Source organism: Candidatus Gracilibacteria bacterium, assembly GCA_028687475.1.
GTDB lineage: Bacteria > Patescibacteriota > Gracilibacteria > BD1-5 > UBA2023 > STC-74.
The window spans coordinates 1-25495 of the sequence record JAQUAB010000003.1 but is presented as its reverse complement, the minus strand read 5'-3'; the positions used below and the strand labels follow the sequence as shown (position 1 = coordinate 25495).

Sequence of the window (25495 nt, the reverse complement as noted above, 5' to 3'; positions counted from 1 at the left end):
GTCGACAGTATACAGAGAATGGCTCTTCCCGTCAAAAAAATCCTCTAAGAAGAAAATATTCTTAGAGGATTTCGTTTTACTTGAGCCAATCGGGAAGATCTGATGCATCTGTATTGGGAGTAGTATTCGGAGTTTCTTTTGTGACTTCATTCTTTTTTTCACTTTTTTCTTTTGGTTTCTTCTGTTTTTGTGGAGGTTGTTTACTTTTTTCTGGTTTTTCATCGAGTTTCTTCTCTGGTTCAGAGTTCGACACAGAATCTATGAGCCAATCGGGAAGTGTCTCTCATGGAGTTGTGTTGGTGGTGAGCGGAGTTTCTGAGACATCTTCTTTTTTTTCCTGTGCCCGATTTTTTTCAGTCTCTCCATCAGGAGTGAGAGTCTCTTCTGAGAGAATATTTTCATCCGATGTCGGAATTTCTGAATCTGAACTTTCTTCTGGTATATTCGGAGTTTCAGAATTTTCTGGAGTTGTTTCAGAATTTTCTGGAGTCTCAGGAGCTTCAGGAATTGTTTCTGAGAGTGTTTCTGAAGGCGTTTTGAGCCAATCTGGAACACTACCATTTTCCATAGACAGAGGATCTACTTCTGTGGGTAGAGGATCTATTTCTATTGGTTCTTCTGATTGTGATTTTGTTTCAGAACTTTCCGCTAGAGTTGTTGTTTCTGGCAGTGTATTTGCACTATCTTGTGGCTTGAGCCAATCAGGAATATTTGCCTGCTCTTCGGGTAGAAGAGGAGTTCATAGATTATTTTCTCATTCAGGAGATGTAGTAGTAGCTATCGATGGAACATCTTGACTAAAAGATGCCATTGGATCAACTTTTTCTGATACTTTGGTTTCTTCAGGTTTTATCGCTGAAAGTGGATCAACTTCTACAGAAAACTCTTTTATTTCCGCTTTGTTCTGATTCTGAGTGATTCCTGTTGTGACTATTTTTTCTCTATTTCTTGAGTGAAAAATAGAATCAATCAGAAAATCTTGGAAACCAATATCATCTTTTTTCTTCGTGACTCGGTAGAAAATAAATCCAACCAAAACAATCACAAGAATGATAAGCATAATAAATCCAAACACTTTCACTATTCCTACTATGAATCCCATAATGCCACTACTTCCAGAATCTGTGGTTGTGATTTCATTTGTTGGGACACTTTCTTGTCCACCATTCACGATAATCTGTAGCTGACTTCGGATGATGAGTTTATACTTATCTTCGATAGACGTGTCATCCTTGATGAGTTCGAGAATCGCTGTTCCGAGTGTCTTATTTTCTGTGAGATTTCCAGGGTGAGATTTTATGGCTTCGAGCTTTTCCGTGATGATTGTTTTGTTCGGATTATCTGCAGGAATCAAACTCTCGATCACTTTTGTTGCTACAGTGACCTCATCAGTCGCAGTCGCATCACCTACGAGAATCGTATCAATAAGAGTAGCAAATTCTTTCTTTTGACTATCGGTCATGCCAGCGCTTGATTCGACTTCTTCTTGGATACCGATCAGATTTTTCGTACGTTCGAGTTCATCATCCCAGTTTTCTATCAGGCTATTGTATTCTTGGGTGAGAATAATACGATCATCGGACTCGAGATTTCGGATTTTTGCCTGGAGATTTTCGAGATTATTTTTATCTTTCTGAGAAAATCCTTCAGATCCAGTTCCAGAAATATCGCGTGTTGTGCTGTCTGAAGTATCAGCGATGAAGTCGGCAATAATTTCTACTTCTCGACTTCCGATAATTGTTCCATTTTTTAGTACAGAAAGTTTCATTTTCTGTGAATGAGTCTTCATGTTCGTGCTATCAAAAACAAAGACAGAACCATCAATATAAGAAGGGAAGTCCTTGTTATCAATATCATCATTCGGTGTGCCATTGGTGTCAGAATCGATATTCGTATTCGTATCGATGGCATAGTTTGTTCCAGCATTTCCATAGAGTGAAAGTAATACATTCTCTCCCCTCGATGCCACATGAATCGTATCATTTTCGATAACAGGGTATGACTGAAGATATATACCACCAGAAAGCGTATTATTGATATCCTGAATTGCACTCAGTGTAATCTCTACACTAGAGCTTTCGTTTCCATTTGCTGAGACAGTGAGTATCTTGGATGATTGATTACCGGCATTGAATATATCTGTAGGAACAGAAATACTATACAACGCATCAGATCGGATTTCTCCGACTTGCCATGAAGTAGTATCGTATACTCCAGCACTCGTATTGATGAGATATACAGCATCATCAGATCGATATCCTATTACTTTCGCTTTCAGTTCATTTTTCACGATGATAGTCTGGTATTTCGAGTTGCTGACACCGTTGTAGGTCACTTTTACTTTCGCTGTATATGTTCCAGCATTTTTATAGGTGTAATTGGTACGAGCCTCTGTCGTTTTTTTGTCGATTTTTCCATCACCGTCGAAATCCCACTGATATTCACTCTTGCTTGTTATATCCATTCATACGATCGTCTTGGCACTCGCGACAAAGTCCACACTTTCTCCGGCCAGTACCTGACTTTTTGGAATCGTGAGAGTAATAAGAGGCATACTCAAATTTCCATCTTCATTGCTGATAAGGAGAGGAGCTTGATCTTTTATGACATCGATGGAATTGGTCTGAGCACCGTCATTATCCTCCAGAATCACTCAGAATGTATATTTTTCGGTAACATTTGGAAGAACGAAAGTGGTTGTTGGACTCTGAGTTATTTTTATATTCTGTGGTTCATCATCGCTCGCTGTCTTGTAATACCAAATATAAGTTGTGATGACTCCATCAGGATCACTCGCGCCATCAGCCGTCACATTTACAATAACTTTTTGGCTACTTTGCTTGTTTTGGTCAATATTTGTAGAAATAGAAGTAAGTTTTGGTACAATATTTTTTATTTGGATATATCGTTTGCTCGTATAACTTGCGCCATTTGTCGCACTTTTTACGGTGAGTGTTACTGGGAAGCATCCGAGTTCTGTGAACTTCTCAGAAAGAGTTGGTCCCGTCTTGACACGGTCGAGATATTTCCATGTATACGAAAGTCCTGTATTATTTCCGTCGATATTAATCGAATTTGATCCATCGAGTGTAGTTCATTCAGAACGATTGACGAGATATGCTCCACCTGCTCCACATGCGTTCTCATCTTCTATCACGGAATTCGAAGCATTTTTTACATCAATCAGAGCAAAAGGTGTGCTTGCATCTGTGACATATACCTTTCGAGTTATGGAATTCGTCTCACTTCCATCGACATTTTTCACTGTCAGTGTTGCAGAATAAATGCCAGTCTTCTTATAGATATGATCGATATTATCCATCTGACCATTGACTGGTGCAGATCCATCTCCAGGATTCCACTCGAAAAATGCTGCTCTTGGTGCAATTGCCTGGAAGCTGACGAGTGTTCCAATTGGAGCCGCACGAGGAACAATATTTACATTGACTGCAAGAGTTGATGCGACATCAAATGTTTTGTCTACAGTTTTTACTTTTCCATATTTATTCGCGACCGTCAGAGAAACGGTATGAGTTCCTTTTTCACTGAAAACATGTGTTCCAATAGCACCATTCTTTTCAGAATTATCGAGTGCAATGAGATTACCGTCGATAGACCATTTGTATGTGAGGTCTTTTGAAGTATTTGTATCAGCATCCATACTCTTGGATGCGTCAAAAAGTATCGTATTTGGTCTCTCAGATGAAACTGGTCTTGGTGCATCCAGATTCACAATTGGTTCATGGGATTCTATAGTGATAGTTTTACTATCTCGATCTTCGGATCCATTTGGATTTTTTGTCATCAATGTGACAATATAATCTCCTACTTGTGGAAATTTGTAACTGAACGCTTGTCATTCTTGTGTATACAGTGGGCTCGAATTTGTGGAATCTACTGATTGAACAGTCCATGTGTAGTCCACATTTTTCGTATTACTGAAATACGTCTGTGCCTTCATCTGGAAGTTTTCTCCTACGAATCCAATATTCTTATCACTCGATATTACAGCGGCAGGATCAACGATATTGAGTTGGATTTCCTTTCTGAATGATGTTCCTTCATTCGTCGTCAATTCTAGAGATACTGTATACGTTCCTTCATTGGCATATATTTGTCTCTCGATAACAGGGGATCCATTGTACTCGATAGTGTTTCCATTTCCGAAATCCCATTTGGTTCTCAGAATAGTACCATTGCTCACAGCGCGTGATGCTGTAGCATCGAGAATGATTCCTATCTTTCCAACGCTAGGGTTGACTTTGAGTTTCGAGAGAGTGCTCACATTGACCCCATTTACGAGAAGTGTGATTTCTCCGAGTCGTGGTTTGACTTGGATATTTTGGGATATAGAAAGCGGAAGAACATCAGTATATCCTTTCTTATTTCGACTTCCAGAAATAACATCGAGAAAAACCTGATAGCTTCCTTCTTGGTTGAAAGTGTATGTGAGACTCGCTCCACGGCCGATTTCTCGACGATATCCACCATCTTCACGTATCCACCAGACGTAATTGCTCGCAGTTGGGCTCACTCCAGAAGGATCACTGACATTAGTAGCGAGAAATGACACAGTGAGTGGAGCATTTCCTGAAGAAGGATTCGCACTGATAGACCCAGTGATCTTCCCAATCTTACTGCTCGTGATAAATTTCTGGATGGCGGTTACTGCATTGCTAACATGAGTTTGTGTAGAAGGATTTTTCATAGCGAGGTCGATCGCGAGATCAGTCCCTCTTTTGGCACTCGCATTTTCTGTAGCAACATCAGATGAATCAGGAAGTCTATCGTATGCTGATTGGACAAGATTCTTGATATTCTGGAGTGTGCTCGTACTGACGGTTGAGTTGATTCGAAATTCACTCTCTAATTCCTCCATAGATCCCTGAAGAATTCTCTGATAGTATGCGAATGTATTCGCATCACTTTCGGTGTAGGCAGAAACAGTTTCTATAGAAAGATTCCCAAGAAAAATAATATTTGTACTTGAGAAAACAAGAAGAGAGAGGGTAATGAGAGAAATGATTCGTGTAGAGATAGGGTGCATAGAGAGTTAATTTCGAAATGTATTTTTAGTTGAGTATGAATTGGATGTTATTTTCCATTCACGAAGTTGATACTCCAATTCACTAGAGAATAAGCAATCCACATGAGTACTATACCGAGAATGACGTAGATAATAATATTTCTTGCTTTTTTGAGTTTTTCTTCATCTCCAGCTCCAGTCATAACCTGGAACCCAGCGTACATGATATAAATCACTCCAATCAAAGAGATAAAACCAAGAAGGTATACGATAATATCTTGTACGTATGCTGTGAGTGTTTTTTTCGTGACAAATCCGCTCACGGCGTTTCCCACAGCTTCGACACCGCCACTGAGACTACAACTATTGTCGTTGCATATTGGTGGCTTGACTTCGCAACTTCCGAAGCTGAACCATCCACTACAGTCTGCGAAAACGAAAGGACTCATAACTAGTCCGAGAAAAATAACAATACTATGAAGTACATATGTGAGAATTCTTTTCTGCATATTTTTGAAAGAGGTGATAACAAAGAGATTGTAGCAGATTCTTTTATATTTTGCAATTCTTCGAACAAAAGCCTACTTCTCACATTTTTCAGTCGTGATTTCACATCAGATAGAGGATTCAAAAAGCTTAATAATGTTATTTGTATCTATTTTTCCATTTCTGTCAATATTATCCCAGAGAATCTTTTCGAATTCTATCTTGTTCCCGTAGTCGAATGTCTGGAGTGTTTGATTGACAGATGGGATAAAACTATCGAGTTTGGCTCGCGAAAATATATTCGAGAGTACGGTATCTTGTGCACTTTCGTAGAATGCTCGTTGGGCGGGAATATAGAGAGGAAACGCTTCGAGAAAGCGTTTCTCGGCATCTTCCGTGAGTAGATAGTCTAGGAACTTCGCTCAGAGAAGAGAATTTTGGGAGGTTTTTGAGAGTCAGAAATATCGATATTTTGCGATATTCGTCCCATTGCTACCGTTTGATTTTTGTGGGATTTTTTCCGTGAGAACAATACTATTTATCGCCTCTGTTCCTGCACGTTTTTTTGCATCTTCTAATTCCTGTATCATGCTCGGATATCCGATAACGAATGCAATCTGTCCACGTATAAAGAGATCAAGGGTTGTGAATTTTGATGCAGAAAGAGTATTCTCCATCTCATTCAGGGTTTTTGCATCTCATTCTTGGGATCAGAGAATAGAGCTATATCCATATGAGAGATAGTCTCGAATTGATTTTTCATATGATCATAGCTCTGTATAACTCTCGGATCCATCCTGCAAGAGAAAAAGTCCAATAATATCGGTGGCATAGGGAGTATATCGTGGAGTCATTCCGATATTCACTGGAAAAATATCTGGACTTGCTCCATCGGTATACATAGCACTAATATCATTCCATGTTCTTGGAATATTCACGAGAAGCGACTTGTTGTAGAAAATCCCAAGCGTCTCATATCCAAGTGGCACTCATCGCAAATATGTGGTCGCAGATTTAGTGCTTCCTGAGCTCTCGAGAAGAGGGAGAAATATATCATCGAATCTTTTGGCAAAGTCGGATGTATTTATGTATTCAGAAGGAATGGGTTCGACTTTATCACGGAGAATATTGTCTGCTCCTGCATCGACCATGAATATGTCTGGTCATTTTTGATCTGCAAGAGTACTGAGAAGTATTTTTTGGTATGATGCATAGTCACTGAACTTCTTGAATGTAATACTGATATTCTTGTATTCTGGTGCATATTCATGAAATCCAGTCGTGAGGGTATCATATCATTCTGTTGTATCTCACACAATCCAGACAGTCAGAGATCATTTCTCTACTGTACTCGTCGAATCCGAATTCCTACTGAGCATCCAGAAAGCAATCAAAATTCAGATGATTATTGTTCCAACAAGAGAAAGGAATATGATTTTACTTGATGACATACATAAGAATGAATAACTTTGACACTGTATTTATTTTCATAGAAAAATCTACTTTATTATTGAAGTCTGTAGAGAATCTGTACGAGATTCGACCGAGTCATGAGAGTGTTTGGATAGAGTTTTCCTCCATTTACATGAATCATATAACCATAATCTTGAGCGCTCTGATAGTATATATTCGTACTATTGATATCTCGGAATATAGCTATCCCGGAGGTATTTTTTGTTGGTCGAGCTACCTTGACGAGGAGATCTATGAATTCTCCTTTTGTGATGATTTTATCAGGATACGCGTAGTTTCCCTCGATGATTCATCGTTGGTATGCGATCACAGCATATCCCTGGAAGTTATCTCCGATGGCAATATCGAGAAATGGACTGGTTCCATTCGATGGTTGGATTCCGTAGTATTTCATAATCGCCACCAGTGCTTCTTTTTTCGTGACTGTTGTTTTGGCTGAGAAATTTCATCCATATCCTTGGAATAGACATTTATCATCTATGAGTGTATAGAGCATCTTTCCGAGAGTACTTTTTGTACTGACATCATTGTATCGTTTTTGGGAGCATGCCTCGAGATTCGTCGATACATATGATGCTATGACTGTTTGTGGAGAATTAGATTGTGCAGTAGAAGTCGAAGATGTACTGGTAGAAGTTTGAGTTGGTGCACTAGAAAATGTATCTTGTTGGAGGCCGCCAAGATACGTGTTCACAAAATTCATAGGATTTATTGTGTATTTCAGTGCATTTTCTTTTCCGAGACCAGCATTTACTGATTCATAAAAACTTAATCCTGCTTTTTGTGAATCCGATGTTGTGAATGGCCAATACGGATGAAATGGTGCATTCGTATTATCGATCTGGAAATGAAGATGTGGTGTTGTGGCAATTCCTGTCATGCCGACTCGTCCTATCATATCGCCTTTCTTCACTTTTGTTCCTTCTGGAATCAGAATCTCTGAGAGGTGAAGGTAAGATGAATACAGAGTTTGGTTCACTCCATTCAGAGGAACATTATCATGCCGAACGACGATGAATTTGTTCCCAGTTGCATCAGCTTCAACCGTACGAATCACTACCCCATTTGCCATAGAGAGTACGGGAGTTCCTATAGGTGCGCGAATATCAACACCAAGATGACTCCCATCATTTTCCTTATAATTGAGGCTATAACTTCCCATATATGGTACGGTATATGTATAATGAAGGATGGTTGATGCCTTTGAGGTATTTTCTATATCATTGAGAAGTGCGAGTTGGTTGTATAGAGGAATGGATACATAATCGCTGATAGAAATATCTTCGAATCGTTTTGATTTGTCTTGGTTTTCTGTCTTTGTCCAGTCAGGAACATAGGCAATAGGCATCGTTGTGCCATCGAAGGGGTCACTGGTGATTTTCGTATATGAATCACCCCCAGCATCCATATATGGAATCCATATTTCGCGCACAGCAATCATACTGGCAAGAAGACAGTTACATATCCATATGAACGTCACAGTTCATGAGAGCCATTGTGAGTATTTGAACATAAAAGGTGGAATTTATATTGGTATTCCACCTTAGCATAACACAAAGTTATATTTCTCGCAAATATTTAGAAGTTCGACTTCCAATTCGTCAAAACTGTTTCAAGGGTGACGTTTCTCATGCGTTTTCCTTGCCATCTGACAATGCTCTGGATATTCATTGTTCCAGTTCCAACGAGTTTGACAGTGATTTCTCTCGTGAAGGGAGATAAGCATCCTGTCTGTGTTTGTGAATTACACAACGTCGTGGTAGTTACTCCCGTCTGTGTCCAGAATCCTTTATCATCGAGGCCTACTTTGAATGCTTTGGAATATGCTGTCCAATTGGTAGTATATGGTGTAGTAGAAATCCCAGAGAGATACCATGCCCCATTCCTTATATAGAGGATGTATGATCAGTCTCAGATAATTCAAGCGAATGAGGTATCATTGATACAGAGTCCGTTGTAATCTTTCGTCTTCCAACAATTTCATCTATCACTCGAAAACCGCATCCAATTCGTATCTCGAATATTCGTCATTCACTCTATTCATTCACGTGCGAGATTGATCGCTTTGATATTATTTTCTGTATCTTTCGCGAAATAAATACCTCATCCAATAGTCTCAAGGAGTGCTGCAATTCCGAGTCCCATAATTGCGAGAACACCCATCAGTTCTATCATTGTTGCTCACCGATGTTTCCAGAGAGATTGAGAAAAAGCCATAAATATTGAGAATCTTTTTTGCGGAATGGAATGATGAATTATTGAATGGTTTCTCCTGAGACGGAACCCTTTGCTTCTTTTACAATAGTAAAGAGTTGTTTGTAGAGGATTTGGTTATTGCTTCCATAGAAAACAATTTCGTAGAGATTTATTCCATCTTTCATAGTATCATAGTCAGTACTGGCATAGTAATACCATGTCGTTGAATTTGGTACAAACTTTTTGAGACGAAAATTATTGACCATGATATATTGAACTGTATTTCGTGGAACAGTTCCACTCACTGTCACAGTAGAATCAGTGGTTTTGTATGGATTTTCGACTGGACTATTGATATGGTAATCTTTATCATTGACAGGAAAATTGTTCGGTGTGAGCTTATCGGTTCCAGATTGTTTATTTTTCGGATAGAGTGTCAAGACTCAGCGTTCCAGAATAGTCGAATCTTTTGAGTATGCTTTGTAGACGATATTCATGATATCACCACTCATAGGTATATTTCTCAGGATAAATGATTCATCAACTGGACTTACTATAGCATCAACATCATCGATTGTCACACGAGTCACGTCTTTCGAGAGAATCTTTCATGCAATATCAATAGTAGCAGTTGAGACAGTTGCGAGATCGGTCGGGGTAGTGATTTCTATATAGCGAATACTTGATCCTATGAGAGTACCACCAGAGTTGGATAATACATCACCTGATAGAGTTCATTGATTGCTATCAATTCCTGTATTCTGGAGGAGTGTGGAGCCATTTCTCATGAGAAAAAGAGGATTCTGCGCGAGAGAATCACCAATAGCAATCGAAAGCATATCAAGTGTTGTTCCTGGATTGGAGAGATCAGACTTGGATATCATGATTTTCTTGCCTGCTGTGAGTGTATAGCTTCTTCCTTCGGTAGTGAGAGGTATGTCTCATTTTAGTGCGTAGAGAGTGCTCACTATTGGATTTTGTTCTACGAGTACGATATTCCCATCCATAATACTTGCCTCAAAATTCTTCGCCTGAAGAGTAATCTGTCCATGTGATTCGATCCATATTTGTCCACGAATCAGTTCCAATTTCTCACTCTCGATTGTGTGCTCTTTGTAGGCAATCTCAGTTGTTCTATATGATTGGTCAGAAGAGGCGACAATATAGGCATCAATCAATGAAGAAGTAAGTTGTACGGTACCATTTGATACTGAAAGGGAATTATCAGAAGTATACAGACTCTGTTCTCCAGTAATTTGTTTTTGTGATCCATTTGCTGGTGTGATGTATGCCTCGCTTCATGACTGTACTACAACCTTTAGTGCAGATCCATCTCATGTTCATGTATTTTTCTTCGAAAGTGCAGAACTCAAGAAAAGTATCCCAATAAGAGTTGCAATGATAATAATCCATTTCCAAGGAATCTGGAATTGTGATCGAGGCATTCTGTGATTGGAAGCAGTTCGCATAGAATTCGGAAGATAAGAGATAAATTTATTTTTTTGGAATTACAGTTTCGATGACGGCATAGGTTGCATCTTTTCCTTCGGGGATACGGATACTCACGGTATCTCCGACATTACAGTGATGAAAAGTTATGGCAGCCAATAGGACATTATAGACTTTTGTATCAGTGGCGATTTGATATTTTTCACCATTTTTTGTAATAATTCCCACAGCACTTTCGAATGGAATTTCTCCGATAATTTTGTAGACGATTTTTCCATTTGGATTGATGAGTGCTTTGAGTTTGCTTCATTGGACGAGGAGGGATTTTGATGCATAATTCTGGGGCACAGGATAGATATTGCCGTCGGACCCAAGCATAGATTCACCCGTAAAAACACCTTCAATAATTTTGTCATTTCATGAATTATACGAAGTGAGCCCTTCGGTATTGAGATCGAAAGTATCAGTAGATTCATCTTCTCCCAAAAGAGAATTGAGAATCTTTTTTGCTGAATGGATAGAATTCTGAGCGGAATGAATGAGATCTCGGAGAGCTTTTATTTTTTGTTCGTCCATATGTGTATATCGAAAAAATATAGAAATGCTCAATCTGACTTTTGTAAGATTTGAGTCCACGAATTATATGTTTCTTTTCGTATCTGTCGAGATAAAACCCCGAAAGAAGAGGAAAAAGAATTGACTTAATTAATATTTATATATTAAAGATATTTAGTATATCAGAATAAAAAACAATGGAGAGAAACCACCCCATTCCAAGGAACGGTCAGAATGCAATTTGTGAATTTTTTCTTCCTCGTTTCACAATGAGAATCACTCCAATAAGAGAACCAAGTATATAGGCAAATAGAAGCGTGCTAACAGTATGGATACTACCGAGAGTGAGTCCGATAAAAAGTGCAATTCTCAAATCTCCACCACCAACCCATGTTGGAATATCTATTTCATTAGATTCTTTTGTTTCGTTTTTCCCTATTCTTCCGAAAATCAGGCTCAATGGAAATAGGAAATAAGACACCAGTAGTTCCACGAATTCTCGACTTTTTTTCTTTCTCAAGAGATAGAATCCTCAAGGTATAAGTATCTGCAAATAGAAAAATGAATATATAATCACAGCCGCACGAATGTGATCAAAAATCAGTGTCGAATAATCTGTGTACGTATTGCTATCAAAAATCAGTGTTCTCATTTCTGGAGAAAAGTATCAAAGTATGATAAGTAAGATATATCATACAATTCATGGAATCATTATCTGATCAGGAATCTCCATATAACGAGCATCATAGAGAATGTAGATACCTGTGATAAAACCAAGAATGAGAAAAATAAGCATCTCTACGGAGAGTGGCTCCAGTTCGAGGTTCATCCCCGCATATCACATGATGACAAATATAATGCCGATAGAGATTTCTGCAATCGGATAAAATGGCGAAATCTTCGAGTGACAATTATGACACTTCCCATGCTGGAATATATATGAAAAAAGAGGAATAAGTTCCCATGCTGAAAGTGTGTGATTGCACTTCGGGCACTCACTTCGCCCCATTATAATCCCGGATTTACCATTTTTCCAGCGTTCTATGAGTACCGTTGAGAAGCTTCAGAAAACCGTTCCTAGAATAAAAAGAATAACAAAATAAAGAGTCATAGTTGATTAGAGTCAGTAATGAAAATTGTAGTGTGTATGAAGAATAATTTCTCGGAGTGATGTTATTACATCATTACTTAGGTGTTTTCACTGGGCAATGTCGGAGATACTTTTTTTCTCTATATTTCTATAGATATAATCCAAAATATTGGATTCCAAGAAAACCTCCTGTCTCAAAAATCAAAGTCTTTTCAGAATACGAATATTTATGAGTATGAATAGTTGTATTTTTCATATTTCTGGATTTTTTCATTCTTTTTTATACCTCTGGCTCATACATTGTACAAGTTCGAGAATATCATCATAGATATTCCGATGCTCTAGTGCATCTGGTAGAAGTCTATAGAGTGTCTCAATCAGTGTGAGAAAGTTGTATACTTGTTCATAATTCTCGAATGTATCACCAAGCGAATCTATGGTATCAATAGTCTTAACATGATTCTCATTTCCTCTTCGTTCGATGACAACAGAGACAACATTCCCTATATCTGGTAATACATTTTTTTTACTCCAACAGGTGATTTTCCCATAATCTCGGGAAAAAAGAATTATGCGTTTCTGATTATCTCGAATCTTCTGAATGTACAAGACGATAGCATGAGTTCGAAACATGTTTAGTTTTTTAGTATGATATTCTTATCGACGAACTCGAATGGTACACTATAAACTCCCAAATTGGTAGTGATATAAATCAGTCCATCTCTTGGAACAGATATAGTTCGTATTTCTTCTGCAGTTGATATTTCGAGTTGTGCGAGATATGTCCAAGATCGTACATCCTGGAAGCGTTTCGAATCAGGTTCGAAGATCCAGATTCTATTGCCACTCAAAAGATAGATGAGATTCAGATTCGATCGGACAACTATCTGAACATCACCATTCTTGCCCGCAGTATATTCACCAGGTATTTTATTGAGAATAATACCACTTGGAGATCCATTGTCCTTCGAGATCATGCGGTATATTTTCGGTTCATCTGTCAGAATATAAAAACCACCATCAATTCCAATATCGAGAATTCCAGACAATGTACTTGGGAGTACTTCAATTTTTTGGGAAAATCCATTTGTTCCAGGTTTGTGTTTATAGATCTGACCTCATGAATTATTAGTCAGATAAATATTATTATTAAATGTTTGGATTCCTGAGGCATTTTCCCAAGAATCTTGTCCGGTCACATTGGCATATGTGACTTCATTTCTCTTGGTCGAAAGGATTCTATTATTCTTCGTCAGAAAGTAGAAAGTACCATCATCTGTCATATCAAAGTCAGTAACTTCTTCACCAGGTGGATATGTCGAAGGAGTTGGTAGACTATTTCCTTGGATATACCCAAGAATAGCAGAATCTTTCCCTATGAGGTTCAGTTTTTTGTTGAATTCAAAGACTCATAGTGGAGAGAATTGTGTCGAATCGAATGGAACAATGCTTGTATGTTTCGTCAGATCCACTGTTTGTATATCGTACATTTCTTTTTTCATCGCTTCGATACGCTGCAACAATTGTTGAGTATCTTTCATGTATTCTTGCTTGTCACGTATCTTGAAGAGAATATCTTCGGCTTGCCTAATGTTATTATTGAATGCTTCGGAATTGGATGTGAGCTTCTGACTCTCCTCGATGAGTGTTTTTGCTTGGATAATCTGGTTCTTGGTATCTACTGATGGATTGTTGCTGACATGGAAAAGTGCACTAACAAGAACATAAATCAGTCCGAAAAAAAGAGTCGCGCCTACCAGAAGAAATAGAATCAAAATATGTGTATTTTTCTTGCTGATGAATAGTCGTATCTCATCGAATACTCGCTCAATACGACGATTATATCTGATAGATTCCCGAGCGTTCTCTAGGAATCCACGCGCAATATCGATCTGTTTGCTCACTTTCTGAGAAGATTGAAAAAAAGGACGAGATGTTTTTTCTGGTATCTTTGGTCCCGTGATGCGTATGATATGAATTGTTTCATGCGTTTCTCTTTTGAGGATTCATTCGAGTGTTTCCGTGAATGAATCATGTGATAATTCGGTACATTCATCGAAAAAATCATCTGAAAGAAATGAAGAAAGTGGTTGTGAACTCAGAAAAAATTGCGCACCAGTTGGAATCTTCCCACTAGAAACTGATGTGAATTCTGTATCTTCTTCTTGATTTTCAGCGATAGTATTGAGGTCTCCATTTTTCTCTCTCAGAACAGCACACATGCTTCCGATAACAGAGATCATCATCTCATTCTCGAAAATGATTGCAAAAAGTGCACTCATATCGCGAATATCTGTTGCTGCTAGATTTCTCTGAAAATGATTATATTTCTCAGTAATATATGCGAAATCTGCTTCTTCATCACCGTGATTCCAACCCGTGGAAGAAATAGATTCGAGAAGATGATCCTCGAGAACACTTACGATATTTTCTCTCGGCGATCCCACCATACAGATAACCGTAATATCGTCATGTGGATGGAGAACATGCGATCGGATCGCATGAGTACTTTCTGGATCAATATGCCGGATGATGTCAATATTTTGAGAAGAAAGCACAGGCTGATAGAAGATTAAGATCTAAGAAAAACTAAATAGCATCGAGCATGCCGAGTGCGTCATCTGCATCTTTCTTGGAAGTGTCAGATTTTTCTGCCTGTTCTATTTTCTCTTTTGTCTTTTGAGACTGGAGACTTTGCCATTGGATAAGGTGTTTCTCATTCAGAGTTTTGATTTCTTCTTGGTATTTCACATTGAGTTCTTCGAGTTGGCGACGTTCCGTCATGAGAATATTGAAAAGTCGATCAATCTGATCATCCGTCATAGATGGCATAATATCGAACCAATATTGTTTCTCATTGTTGTCGATCGATTCACTTCCGAGAACGAGATCAACCAGTTCTGGATATTGAGCCTGTATCTCATCGAGAATCGTGAATGTGAAGTCATTGCGAGTAACTTGTGCCATAAGTAAATAGAGAAAAAATGATAGAGAAATTGTATGGAAGTTTAGTTTTTATGCAAATGAAAGTTTCGAGGAGATTATGGCTTTCTGAAAACGAACTTTTTGAATTGGAATTTCTCTGAAAAATCTTTCTATGAAGGTTTGCTTTTCTATTTTTTCTTGATTTCTTGTCTCTTTTTCCTAGTATTTTCTCCAAAAACTCTTATGCAAACATTTTTTCTCTTCTTTCTCGGATTCTTCGCTCGTACGATTATTCGATTGAAAAGGCCGTATATTATCGGCGTTACTGGAACAGTAGGGAAGACAACTATCTCGACTCATATAGCAACATTTCTTGCATCCCAATTCGGAGAAGCGAATGTGATGATTTCGCCATATCATTACAATGGAGAATTCGGGCTTCCACTCTCTATTATTGGTACAAAAACAGGATGAAAAAATCCATTTCGTTGGTTATATATTTTCTGAGTAGCATTCTCTCGCTGGTTTCGTTCTTATCCGAAATATCTCATTCTCGAATACGGAATCGATCATCCGTGAGAGATGGACTTTCTTCTCTCTATCGCTGTTCCAGATATTGGAATTATTTCTCCGATTGCTCCGAATCATCTCGAACAATTCTGAACACTCGATAATTATCGCAATGAGAAGCTTCTTCTCGGACAATCTGCAAAAAGACTGATTGCATATGAAGGATTGCGACAATATATCGACCGTGAAGCTCTGTATTATAGTATGGGATGAATGTCAGATATTGATGCTTTTCACCTTCATATGTCGGTCGATGGCATTCGTGCTCAGGTCTCACTCAAGGAATTGGTATACGATATTTTTGTTCCAGCATTTGGGGCATATCAGATAGAAAATGTCCTTCCGGTATATGGTGTAGCGCATATTCTTGGTGTCGATCCGTCGTGTATCGGGAATTGTTCTCATAAGTTTATCCCAGAAGCAGGAAGGTCTAGCATTCTTGCTGGGAAATGAAGCGCTATTATTATCGATGGAAGTTACAATGGATGATACGAATCGATTTGTCGTGGGATTGATTCGGTTCTTCCTTTTTGTGCGACGCATCGGATTTTTTTTCTCCTCGGGGATATGCGGGAACTCGGTGAGCATACAGAGAGTATGCACCATTCTCTTGTGGCGTATATCACCGAACATGTGGACGAACAGCATGACGTAGAGTTTTTTCTCGTTGGTCCATATATGGAGAAATATATTGTTCCTTCGCTTCAGAAAAGATATCCGACATACTATTCTCTCTCTAGTCGGAAGATGGGGGAAACTATCAGAAAGATTCTGTCGGATGGTGAAAAAAAACCGACTATTGTCTATGTGAAGTGAAGTCAGAATACCATTTTTCTCGAAGAAGGAATCAAGAAATTCTTGAATAAACCTGTAGATGAGAAACTTCTCTGTCGTCAGTCGGGAGAATGGATGAAGAAAAAAGAAGTATTTTTCTCCAGTATTTCCGATGAATAAAAATAATAGAAAATACTCTTGTCATTGTGCAAGGGTATTTTTGTATATTTTATGAGCGTTTTGTTGTTTCCTCTCCAGGAACATGATACCATTGGTTCATGCAGTACAAAAATATTTTCATCTCGTGTTTGGTTTTTTCTGCCCTGTCTCCACTTCTGGTTACTGCGATCGATACGACAACTTCAGGTCGAATCCTCGATAACTTCAAAGAAAGTGAATACAAGATTCTTTTTGAGACTCTTCCTATCAATCAGACTGGTTCGGAAGCACTTCTCGAACACGAATATCGTATGAATGGTCTGGAATGACTCAAAAATAAACTTGCGAGTATGCAGCAAACATACGAGACGAAAAAGTCTTTTGTCACAGAAAAAAGAACATCACTGGAAGATGCTATCGAATCTCTCGATTCTGCCATCGAAAAAACACAAAGTGATATCACAAATAGTGAGAATTCTATCCTCGAAAAACAGGGAAAAATCCAAGAATATCAATCTACCTCACTTCAGCTCAAACGAAGAATCCTCAAAAATCGTACTATTATTTTTTCCTACCTTGCGAATATTCATTCCGAGGGTTCCCTGATCTATGATAATAATGATTCGATCGACATGTTCCAGGGCTTGATTCTGTCCGATTCTAGTACGGATACCATTGTTGCTGACATTACCTACAAGTCGCTCGTGAGTCAGCTCGGACAGAAATTCGTCGATGAATACAAATCCTTGATCAAGGAATATTATCGTATCACTCTCAGAAATAAAGAAGAAATCGCTGAACTTCAAGACATACAGTCAATACTTGAGAGACAGAAAACAAATCTTCTCAATCAAAAAAATGAACGTGAGAAACTGCTCGAAATCACAAAATGACAGGAAGATCTTTTCCAAAAATATATTGATTCACAAGTTCAGGCAACTCTGGAAGTGGAGTCAGCATGGCAAGATGCGAGTAAGGCATATAGTGATTCTCTTGAGATGATTCTGAAGAAGAGTGGATGTGATTTGCATGCCTCATGAGCCAGTATTTCTGAGAAATGCTCTATGATGCAGGCGTTCTATCGAAATGAACATGCTCTCAGAAATATAGATGTTCTCACGGGTACAACGAATATTATGCAATGGCCAGTGGTCTCGAATCGTATCAGTACTCATTTTCGCGACAGTTCATATTTTGGCACACTCGGGAGTCAGCACGATGCTATCGATATTCCTGTGAACCAAGGAAGTGATGTATATGCTGCCCTGGATGGATATGTCTACTATATTCTTCCTCCGACCGAATGAGGTTACTCGTATCTCGCACTTCGTCATCCTGATGGATATGTGACGGTTTATGGGCATCTCTCAGAAATCAGTGTACTTCCATATCAGTTCGTCACGAAGGGTCAGGTAATTGCAAAAAGTGGAGGCGCCCCAGGAACTCCTGGTGCTGGTCCAATGACGAGTGGTCCACACCTTCATTTCGAGGTATGGCATAGAAATGAGGTGATTGATCCACTTCGTGTACTTTCTCTTGCTCCGATTGATTATGAGAATCTGCCTTCGAAGTACCAAGAGAAGTTTCTCTCTGATATGGTGGAGTCATTCTGAACGGGAACCGATCTGAGTGGTTATGAAGTGAAATTCTCACTCAAATGAACTACAGAAGAAGATCGTCAGAAATATCTTCTCAAAACCTATGCAACACCTGATTTTCAGAGTTGGGATATGTGGATTGATACTGCTCTCGAAAATAAAGTAGACCCAAGTTTTCTCATGTGTGTCGGACTTGCTGAGACAACTCTCGGAAACCATCTCAAGACAGCATACAATATAGGAAATATCGGGAATACTGATAGTGGAAGTGTTTATGTTTTCTGAAGTCCATCAGAAGGACTGGATTGGATGGGAAGAACCTTCAATAATAAGTTTCTCTCGAAATACTCTCGCGTCAGTGATCTCTCTCGATGGGGAAATGAGAAATGACCAATCTATGCTTCATCGAATGCAAACTGGCATAATAATATTATCCGATGTCTCGGCGCACTGAAATGAAAATATGTAGAAGATGATTATAACTTCCGTGTGACAGACTAAAAAATCCCCAATTGGGGATTTTAGTTTGGGAGAAATTTTCTATTCTCCAGCGAGTGAATGATATTTCTCTTCGAGTTTCGCGAGTTCATTTTCTACTTGGTGTTTTTTGTCCATTTCTGCGCGGACGATTTTCTCTGGAGCATTCGCGACGAAGGAATTGTTCTGGAGTTTCGCATTGAGCGCTCGGAGATAATTCTTCTTGTCTTCGATTTGTTCCATGAGACGAGCTTTTTCTTCTTCGATTTTCGATGCATCGATATGTGCATCGACATAGATGTCGACCCCGTGAATAACTCCATAGGCGAATCCGAGTCCTTTTCCAGGTTTTTTCCCGATTTCGAGAGAGCTTCCACGTGTGAGTCCAGTGATGATACGCGCATTTGCTTCGATTCATTCGCGGTATCATTCAGGAGAAACGATATGGATATCACGCAGTTCTGATGGTGGAATCTTCGACTCTGCGCGGATATTGCGAATCGTACGAACGATATCGAACACGAGAGTCATGAGGTGTTCACTTTCTTTTTCGACTTTGAGTTCTGTTTTTGGCCATACACTCGTCATGAGGATTTTTCCACCAGTGACGAATCCATAGAGGGATTCTGTAATATGTGGCGTGTATGGATGAAGGAGCGCGATGATATCCAGAATGCAGAGCTTCATGACATCTTTTCCGAGGATACTGGAATCTTTTTCGATCTTGTATGCCTCGATAGCGAAGTCTGCGAATTCATCACGGATAAATGCGAGCAGTTCGCTTCCAGTCGAAGAAAATGTATATTCGTTCATTCCAGTTGTGATTTTTTCGATGATGTTCGAAAGTCGTGAGAGTATCCATCGTTCATATGGGAGGAGATTTTTTTCTCACTGGATGATGCGAGTTTCGAGTTCAGCTCTTTCTTCCGTGATATCACCGACATTCATCCAAGAAAAACGAACAATATTCCAGAATTTATTCAAGAATAAGCTGTATTCTTCCACGGTTTTCATCGAGAAATTCAGATTGTTTCCAGGAGTGTTTCCGAGGACAACTGAGAGGCGAAGTGCATCGGTAGAATACTGGTCGATCACCACGAGTGGATCGATCACATTTCCCCAACTTTTACTCATTTTTCGTCCACTCTCATCGAGGATGAGTCCATGGAGGTATATTTTCTTGAATGGAGTTTGTCCTGTATATTCATATCCCATGAGGAACATGCGAATTACCCAGAAGAAAATAATATCATGACCCGTTTCGAGGACATCTGCAGGATAGAATTTCTGGAAGAGTTCTGCAGGGTCTTCGAAATCCCAATCGAGAACTGAAAAAGGCCAAAGAGCACTCGAAAACCACGTATCGAGAACATCATCATCCCTCCTCATGAAAAATTCTGAAAATGTCGTTCTTCAAGCTCAAATCTCCGCTTCCTTATTCGCTGTATTACTAGATACAGCTCATTGCGGTGCTCGATTTTCGCTCGAATTCCTTCCATTTTGAGTATTTTTCCAGTTTTCCGTATAGGTAATATTATATTTCTCACATTGATTCTGGATCAATTCGGTTGGATCTAGAGTAACACCAAGAAGTTCACCAGTATTGAGATCATAGTATGCAGGAATCTGATGTCCCCACCAGAGCTGACGGGAGATACACCAATCGCGAAGATTGAAAATCCAATCCTCAAACGTTTTATTGAATCGTTCTGGGATAATCTCGAATTCCTTGTTCTTGTATCCGGCAATCACTTTTTCTGCCATCTTCGAAGCACGGACGAACCATTGGGTTGAGACGACGGATTCGATACGACATTTTCCACGAGAACAAAATCCGACTTTATGGGTGTATGGTTCTATCTTCACGAGATTTCCTTTGCTCTTGAGGAGCTCGACGACGTTGGATCTCGCTTCTCCATTCGCAGGAAGTCCAGCAAAAATCCCCGCTTCTTTGGTCATGATACCATTCTTGTCAATCACACGATAGTCGACCTTGAGTCCATGACGTTTCGCTGTTTCGAAATCCGCTGGATCATGCGCTGGAGTGATCTTCACTACTCCAGTTCCGAATTCCATATCGACCATTTCATCGGCGATGATAGGAATCTCACGATTCACGATTGGGAGGATGACTGATTTTCCGATGAGTTTCTTGTAGCGTTTGTCTTTCGGGTGAACCGCAACTGCTTGGTCAGCGAGAAGTGTCTCTGGACGAGTGGTTGCAACGAGGAGCTCCTTGTCACTTCCTGACACGAAATAATTGATATAGTACATTTTCTCTTCGATTTCCTGATAGTCGACTTCGATATCAGAAATCACAGATTCAAGAGCAGGAGAGTAATTCACCATATACTCACCGCGGTATATGAGTCACTTGTTGTAGAGGTCGACAAATATTCCTTCCACGAGTTTATTGCTCCCTGTATCGAGTGTGAATCGTTCATTCTTCCAGCTCACAGAGGCACCCATCTTTCGTATCTGGTTTGAAATATTTGATTGGTATTCTTCCATCCATTTCCACATCTCTTCAAGGAACTTCTCACGTCCCAAGTCTTGGCGACGGATTCCATTTTTCATGAGTTTTTCTTCTACCTTTGCCTGTGTAGCAATACCTGCATGATCCGTTCCTGGAACCCAGAGTGTACTATCTCCGCGCATTCGATGATAACGAGTCATGATATCCTCGAGCGTGAGAGTGAGCGCGTGTCCGAGATGGAGGTTTCCCGTCACATTCGGAGGGGGAATGGGAATGTAGAATTTTTCTCCTGTTGTGGATTCGCGTGGAGAAAAACAATCATTCGCCTCCCAGAGGTCTTGCATCGATTTTTCTGCATCTTTCGGATTGTATTGTTTTGGGAAATCGGACATAGACGAATGAGTTAGGAGTTAGAAAAAAGTGAGGATGGATTTCTCATAAAAATCCTCCCGAAAATCTCGAGAGGAAGCGCTCTGTCATGATAAAAGCAAGCTCTCTCGAGATTATGCCTTCACCACCACAGATGTTGTATTTTTATAGAACATAGTTGGATTATATGCTTTTCTGCGTTTTTGCAAATTATTTCTTCGTAAAAGCTCGTGTGAATACTACGAGAATGGTGCGAAGGAATATGACAAAGTCAAGAATCAGAGAATAATGTTCGATGTAGTAGGTATCGAGGGCAACTTCTTCTTCGAACGTATTTTTCTCTCGTCCGTAGACTTGTGCCATTCCCGTAATTCCAGGCTTGATAGTGAGGACTTGGTAATGACGTTCCGCATATTCACGTACTTCGCGCGGTTGGTGTGGGCGTGGTCCTATGAGGGACATATTTCCGATGAGGACATTGATGAGTTGCGGAAGTTCATCGAGAGAGAGACGCTCGAGGAATTTTCCGATCTTCATGCGACGAGGATCATCGGCGATCTTGTAGAGTGGTCATGAACGAGTATCGTTGGATTGCTTCAGTGATTCTTCGAATTTGAGTGCGTTATCTTCTTTTTCATTGATTCCGTAGGCATCCTTCACACTATATTTCCAGTACATGTAGCGGAATTTGTAGAGATAGAATTCCGATTTTCCGATGCCAACACGTCGATTCTTGTAGAGTATCGGTCATGAGGGATCTTCGAGTTTGATGAGAATCGCGATGATGAGAAAAAGAGGAGAAAGAAATACTATCCCAAAAAATGAAATAACAATATCGAAAATTCTCTTGATAATCCTTTCCCATCCAGATATCGAAACAGAAATACTCTCTACCACTGGAATTCAGCCGATGAATGCATCTTGTCGAGGAAGTTCATATACATGTGGGAGTATCTTCGGATATGCGTAACTGATACCATATATTTCGCAGAGTTTTATTATCTCGATGGTATTCTTCGTTTCTCTTTTCCCGAGCATAGAGAGAACTGCATCGACTTTTTTCTCACGAATCATACTATAAATATCTGCATAGCGACTCGCGTCTATGGATATATATTCGATTGATGGATGAGGAGTGAGCTGATATGGATTTTCTTCTTTTGTTTCGATGACGAGAATTCTTTTTTTCGAGAGAATATTTTTCTGATACAAGGTATTGAGAATCCCGATTCATGTGAGTCGGATGAGTATCGAGTAGAGTGTCGAGAAAAACCAAACATAGAAGATAATCAGTCGCGGAATTTCTTTCTCGAAAAGGAAACCCGTCGAAAGATAGACAAATCCAATATAAATCAGAAACCAGAGAAAACTCCGACTGATAACTTCTCGTACCGTCTCGAGCACAGGTTTGTCGGGAGTATAGTTGTAGAGTTTGCCACTCGCGAATATGATACACCAGAGTAGTACACCGAAAAATACAAAAGGCAAGAACTGAGATTCGCTGATATATGGTATCCGCAATTGTACGAATGGGATTCCGTCAGTGATAGATCGGAGCTTGTAGCTGATGAAAAAAAGTCCAGTAATTCCTGAAAGTTCGGCAACGAGAGTGATGGCTGATATGCTGATGTCGCTCCGTTTCATGGAAAATAAAATTATTCCCTACAGCATATGGAGAGTAGGACTTTTTTCAAGAACATTCTTGAAAAAAGGGAATTTCTTTTTATAGTGAAGAACAGAATTGGGAAATTGGATTTCTCGACGTTGCTCGGAATGATGGGAATCTCAGGAAAGATAAAGCAAGAGAACAGTAGAAAGACTAGATTCCTGAACAAGTCAGGAATGACAGGAATTTCAGGAGCGACAGGTAAAATCAATATATTATAAAATCTTATTTCTATGAATATCTTTCTCGGCATCATTGCATTGATTGTTGTCATATTTCTCTTTGTTGCCTTTTTCCTCTTGAGATATCTCAAATCTGAAGAATGAATGGTGATTGCTATTTTTCTCCAGAAAACTTCCAAAATTCCTGCACTCATCGAAGTTATGCGTCCATTTGTTGCGAAAGAAGAAGCATTTGATTCGATTATTGAGCTCCATACAGAGGCCATGATTCAGGAATGTCATTCTATCTATGATATTCTTGGGCTCAACGCGAAACTTCAGAATGATTTTCTCTTTCTGATGCAGCTTTCTGTACGGATTCCCACACTTCAGAAAAATGAATATTTTGTCTATATTCGCAATTTTGTCATCGAATATGAACGCATGATGCGCTCGCATTTTTCTGGACTCAATAAGGCTATCCGATACTGGAATACGTTCATAAAAATAAAAAATATGACCGTTATCGGACTTCTTTTTCCTGGAGAAAAACACCAAGAAGTTCAATAAGCTTATCGTTGGAGATTCCGTGCGAAGAAAAATACTACGAGACTTCCGAGCATCATCGGAATCGTATACATCATCCCGAGTGTGATCCAATCCGTCGAGAAGAGGTATCCGATCTGTACATCAGGAAGTCGGAAGAGCTCTGCGAAAAGTCGAAATATTCCATATCATCCAAGAAATAGGGCAGAAGCGTATCATCGTTTTCTGCCTGTTTTCGTCTCGAAATACTTCCAAACGAGCATGACGATGAGAAGAAGTCATCCTTCGAGAGAGGCTTCTAGAAGCGTGCTCGGGAAATAGGAAATTCCATTTTTCTCGATAGCAAGAGGTCAGCTATATGGGAAAAATCCGAGAAGCTCTTGATTGATATAGTTACCGATTCTCCCGAGTCCGAGTGCAAGCGGAAGTATCGTTACAATTGGATCGGACACGTCGAATACGTTATATTTCTTCTTCCAAGCAAAAAGAAATATCGCGATAATAACGCCGATAGCTCCACCATGGAAGCTCATTCCACCATTCCATGTTGCGAATATTTCCATAGGATGCTCGAGGAAATATGAGAAATCATACAGTATCACATAGCCAATACGTCCACCCAGTATGACACCGAGGAAGACAAAAAGAAGAAGTGAATCAGTATCTTTTGTGGAAATGTATCCATTTTTTTTGATATATTCGTAGCATGCGATGAAGCCAATGGCATACATCAATCAATACCATGTTGGTGCGATGTGGATGCCAAGAAATGAGAAGTCAAATATACTCATATGTGCACAATAATTATACGATAAAATAGATTTTGGTTTTTGGAAGACTTTTCTCTTTGTATTTTCCGCACATTTCCTATATGATAAGCCGAGTTTCTGTACTTTTTGCCCATTCTTTTAGTCATTTTTTTATCCAGATAGTATTCAATTTCTATGAATCGTAAAATTTTCTTTGCGATCCTATCGGTACTTTTCGGTGTATTCTTCCTTTTTGAAGTATTTGGAGAAGGACAATTTTTTCGTATTCGTGGATATTTTATTCCCAACGAAAGCTGGACGGGTGGACATCCTGGTAAGGTAACATTCGATATTGGTGAGACGTATAGTGGATTCGCAGCTGGTATTGACCAAGATGGCTATCTTTCTGGTACTTTTTGGTTCGGAAATGTCGGTTGGGCAATATTTAATCATGAAGTTGGTGGTGTCGAACGCCCACGTATTCTTTGTTCTGAGGAAGTATTCAGGAATACAACTCTTACATGTCCAGTGAGCGGATATGCATGGAGCCAAAATGCAGGCTGGATAGCTCTTTCTGGCGCATTCATCGATGGTGGTTCATGAGTCTACTACAATCCTGCGAAAGGACTTCTCGAGGGATTTGGGCATAGTAGTGCTCTCGGATATATCCCATTCTATGGGTATGCTGGATCTCCTGTAGACACAGGCACAACGAGTCAGACAGGTATCACTATCGATGGAATCAATGTG

At 39.4% G+C, this 25495-nt stretch carries 18 protein-coding genes; 4 read left to right on the top strand and 14 right to left on the bottom strand.

Annotated elements, in window-relative coordinates:
• Nucleotides 1–76 precede the first annotated feature (76 nt).
• The 11 genes from PHY14_03575 to PHY14_03525 all read right to left on the bottom strand — a co-directional run bounded on the left by PHY14_03575 (nt 77) and on the right by PHY14_03525 (nt 15242).
• On the bottom strand, nt 77–5047 hold the full coding sequence (locus PHY14_03575) for a PKD domain-containing protein (protein ID MDD2693988.1): 4971 nt from the start codon (nt 5045–5047) through the stop codon (nt 77–79).
• Nucleotides 5048–5094: 47 nt separating this feature from the next.
• Nucleotides 5095–5535, bottom strand: coding sequence for a hypothetical protein (locus PHY14_03570; protein MDD2693987.1), 441 nt, complete (start codon nt 5533–5535; stop codon nt 5095–5097).
• A 72-nt stretch (nt 5536–5607) separates the two neighbouring features.
• Complete coding sequence (locus PHY14_03565) at nt 5608–6963, bottom strand: extracellular solute-binding protein (GenBank protein ID MDD2693986.1); 1356 nt, start codon at nt 6961–6963, stop codon at nt 5608–5610.
• A 56-nt stretch (nt 6964–7019) separates the two neighbouring features.
• Nucleotides 7020–8498, bottom strand: a complete 1479-nt coding sequence (locus tag PHY14_03560) for a M23 family metallopeptidase (protein ID MDD2693985.1) — start codon at nt 8496–8498, stop codon at nt 7020–7022.
• 65 nt (nt 8499–8563) lie between these two features.
• Nucleotides 8564–9202: a type II secretion system protein gene (locus PHY14_03555; protein MDD2693984.1), complete on the bottom strand. Its 639-nt coding sequence runs from the start codon at nt 9200–9202 to the stop codon at nt 8564–8566.
• A 38-nt stretch (nt 9203–9240) separates the two neighbouring features.
• Complete coding sequence (locus PHY14_03550; protein ID MDD2693983.1) at nt 9241–10650, bottom strand: hypothetical protein; 1410 nt, start codon at nt 10648–10650, stop codon at nt 9241–9243.
• Nucleotides 10651–10675: 25 nt separating this feature from the next.
• Nucleotides 10676–11206, bottom strand: a complete 531-nt coding sequence (locus PHY14_03545; GenBank protein MDD2693982.1) for a hypothetical protein — start codon at nt 11204–11206, stop codon at nt 10676–10678.
• A gap of 136 nt (nt 11207–11342) precedes the next feature.
• Nucleotides 11343–12296 (bottom strand): prepilin peptidase, encoded by a 954-nt coding sequence (locus PHY14_03540; protein ID MDD2693981.1) that lies wholly within the window; start codon nt 12294–12296, stop codon nt 11343–11345.
• Nucleotides 12297–12302: 6 nt separating this feature from the next.
• Nucleotides 12303–12908, bottom strand: a complete 606-nt coding sequence (locus PHY14_03535; protein ID MDD2693980.1) for a hypothetical protein — start codon at nt 12906–12908, stop codon at nt 12303–12305.
• Between the two features lie 2 nt (nt 12909–12910).
• Complete coding sequence (locus tag PHY14_03530) at nt 12911–14833, bottom strand: hypothetical protein (GenBank protein MDD2693979.1); 1923 nt, start codon at nt 14831–14833, stop codon at nt 12911–12913.
• Between the two features lie 31 nt (nt 14834–14864).
• Nucleotides 14865–15242 carry a hypothetical protein gene (locus PHY14_03525; protein ID MDD2693978.1) on the bottom strand — a complete coding sequence of 126 codons (378 nt, stop codon included), beginning with the start codon at nt 15240–15242 and terminating at the stop codon, nt 14865–14867.
• Nucleotides 15243–15443: 201 nt separating this feature from the next.
• On the opposite strand from PHY14_03525, the gene PHY14_03520 reads away from it, so the two are divergent.
• Together PHY14_03520 and PHY14_03515 are read left to right on the top strand one after the other, a co-directional pair.
• Entirely contained in the window at nt 15444–16724 is a 1281-nt protein-coding gene (locus PHY14_03520; GenBank protein MDD2693977.1) for a Mur ligase family protein, read from the top strand.
• A gap of 98 nt (nt 16725–16822) precedes the next feature.
• Nucleotides 16823–18802 (top strand): peptidoglycan DD-metalloendopeptidase family protein, encoded by a 1980-nt coding sequence (locus PHY14_03515; GenBank protein ID MDD2693976.1) that lies wholly within the window; start codon nt 16823–16825, stop codon nt 18800–18802.
• 39 nt (nt 18803–18841) lie between these two features.
• On the opposite strand, the gene PHY14_03510 is transcribed toward PHY14_03515, so the two are convergent.
• Together PHY14_03510 and PHY14_03505 are read right to left on the bottom strand one after the other, a co-directional pair.
• Nucleotides 18842–21646 (bottom strand): valine--tRNA ligase, encoded by a 2805-nt coding sequence (locus PHY14_03510; GenBank protein ID MDD2693975.1) that lies wholly within the window; start codon nt 21644–21646, stop codon nt 18842–18844.
• Between the two features lie 187 nt (nt 21647–21833).
• Nucleotides 21834–23267 (bottom strand): exopolysaccharide biosynthesis polyprenyl glycosylphosphotransferase, encoded by a 1434-nt coding sequence (locus PHY14_03505; protein MDD2693974.1) that lies wholly within the window; start codon nt 23265–23267, stop codon nt 21834–21836.
• 255 nt (nt 23268–23522) lie between these two features.
• Here PHY14_03505 and PHY14_03500 point away from each other — a divergent pair, with 255 nt between their 5' ends.
• Complete coding sequence (locus PHY14_03500) at nt 23523–24020, top strand: hypothetical protein (protein MDD2693973.1); 498 nt, start codon at nt 23523–23525, stop codon at nt 24018–24020.
• A 2-nt stretch (nt 24021–24022) separates the two neighbouring features.
• Here the strand turns inward: PHY14_03500 and lgt are convergent, their stop codons facing one another.
• Nucleotides 24023–24787 carry a prolipoprotein diacylglyceryl transferase gene (gene lgt, locus PHY14_03495; protein ID MDD2693972.1) on the bottom strand — a complete coding sequence of 255 codons (765 nt, stop codon included), beginning with the start codon at nt 24785–24787 and terminating at the stop codon, nt 24023–24025.
• Nucleotides 24788–24940: 153 nt separating this feature from the next.
• Here lgt and PHY14_03490 point away from each other — a divergent pair.
• Nucleotides 24941–25495: hypothetical protein (locus PHY14_03490; GenBank protein ID MDD2693971.1), on the top strand; the 555-nt coding region annotated here is incomplete at its 3' end.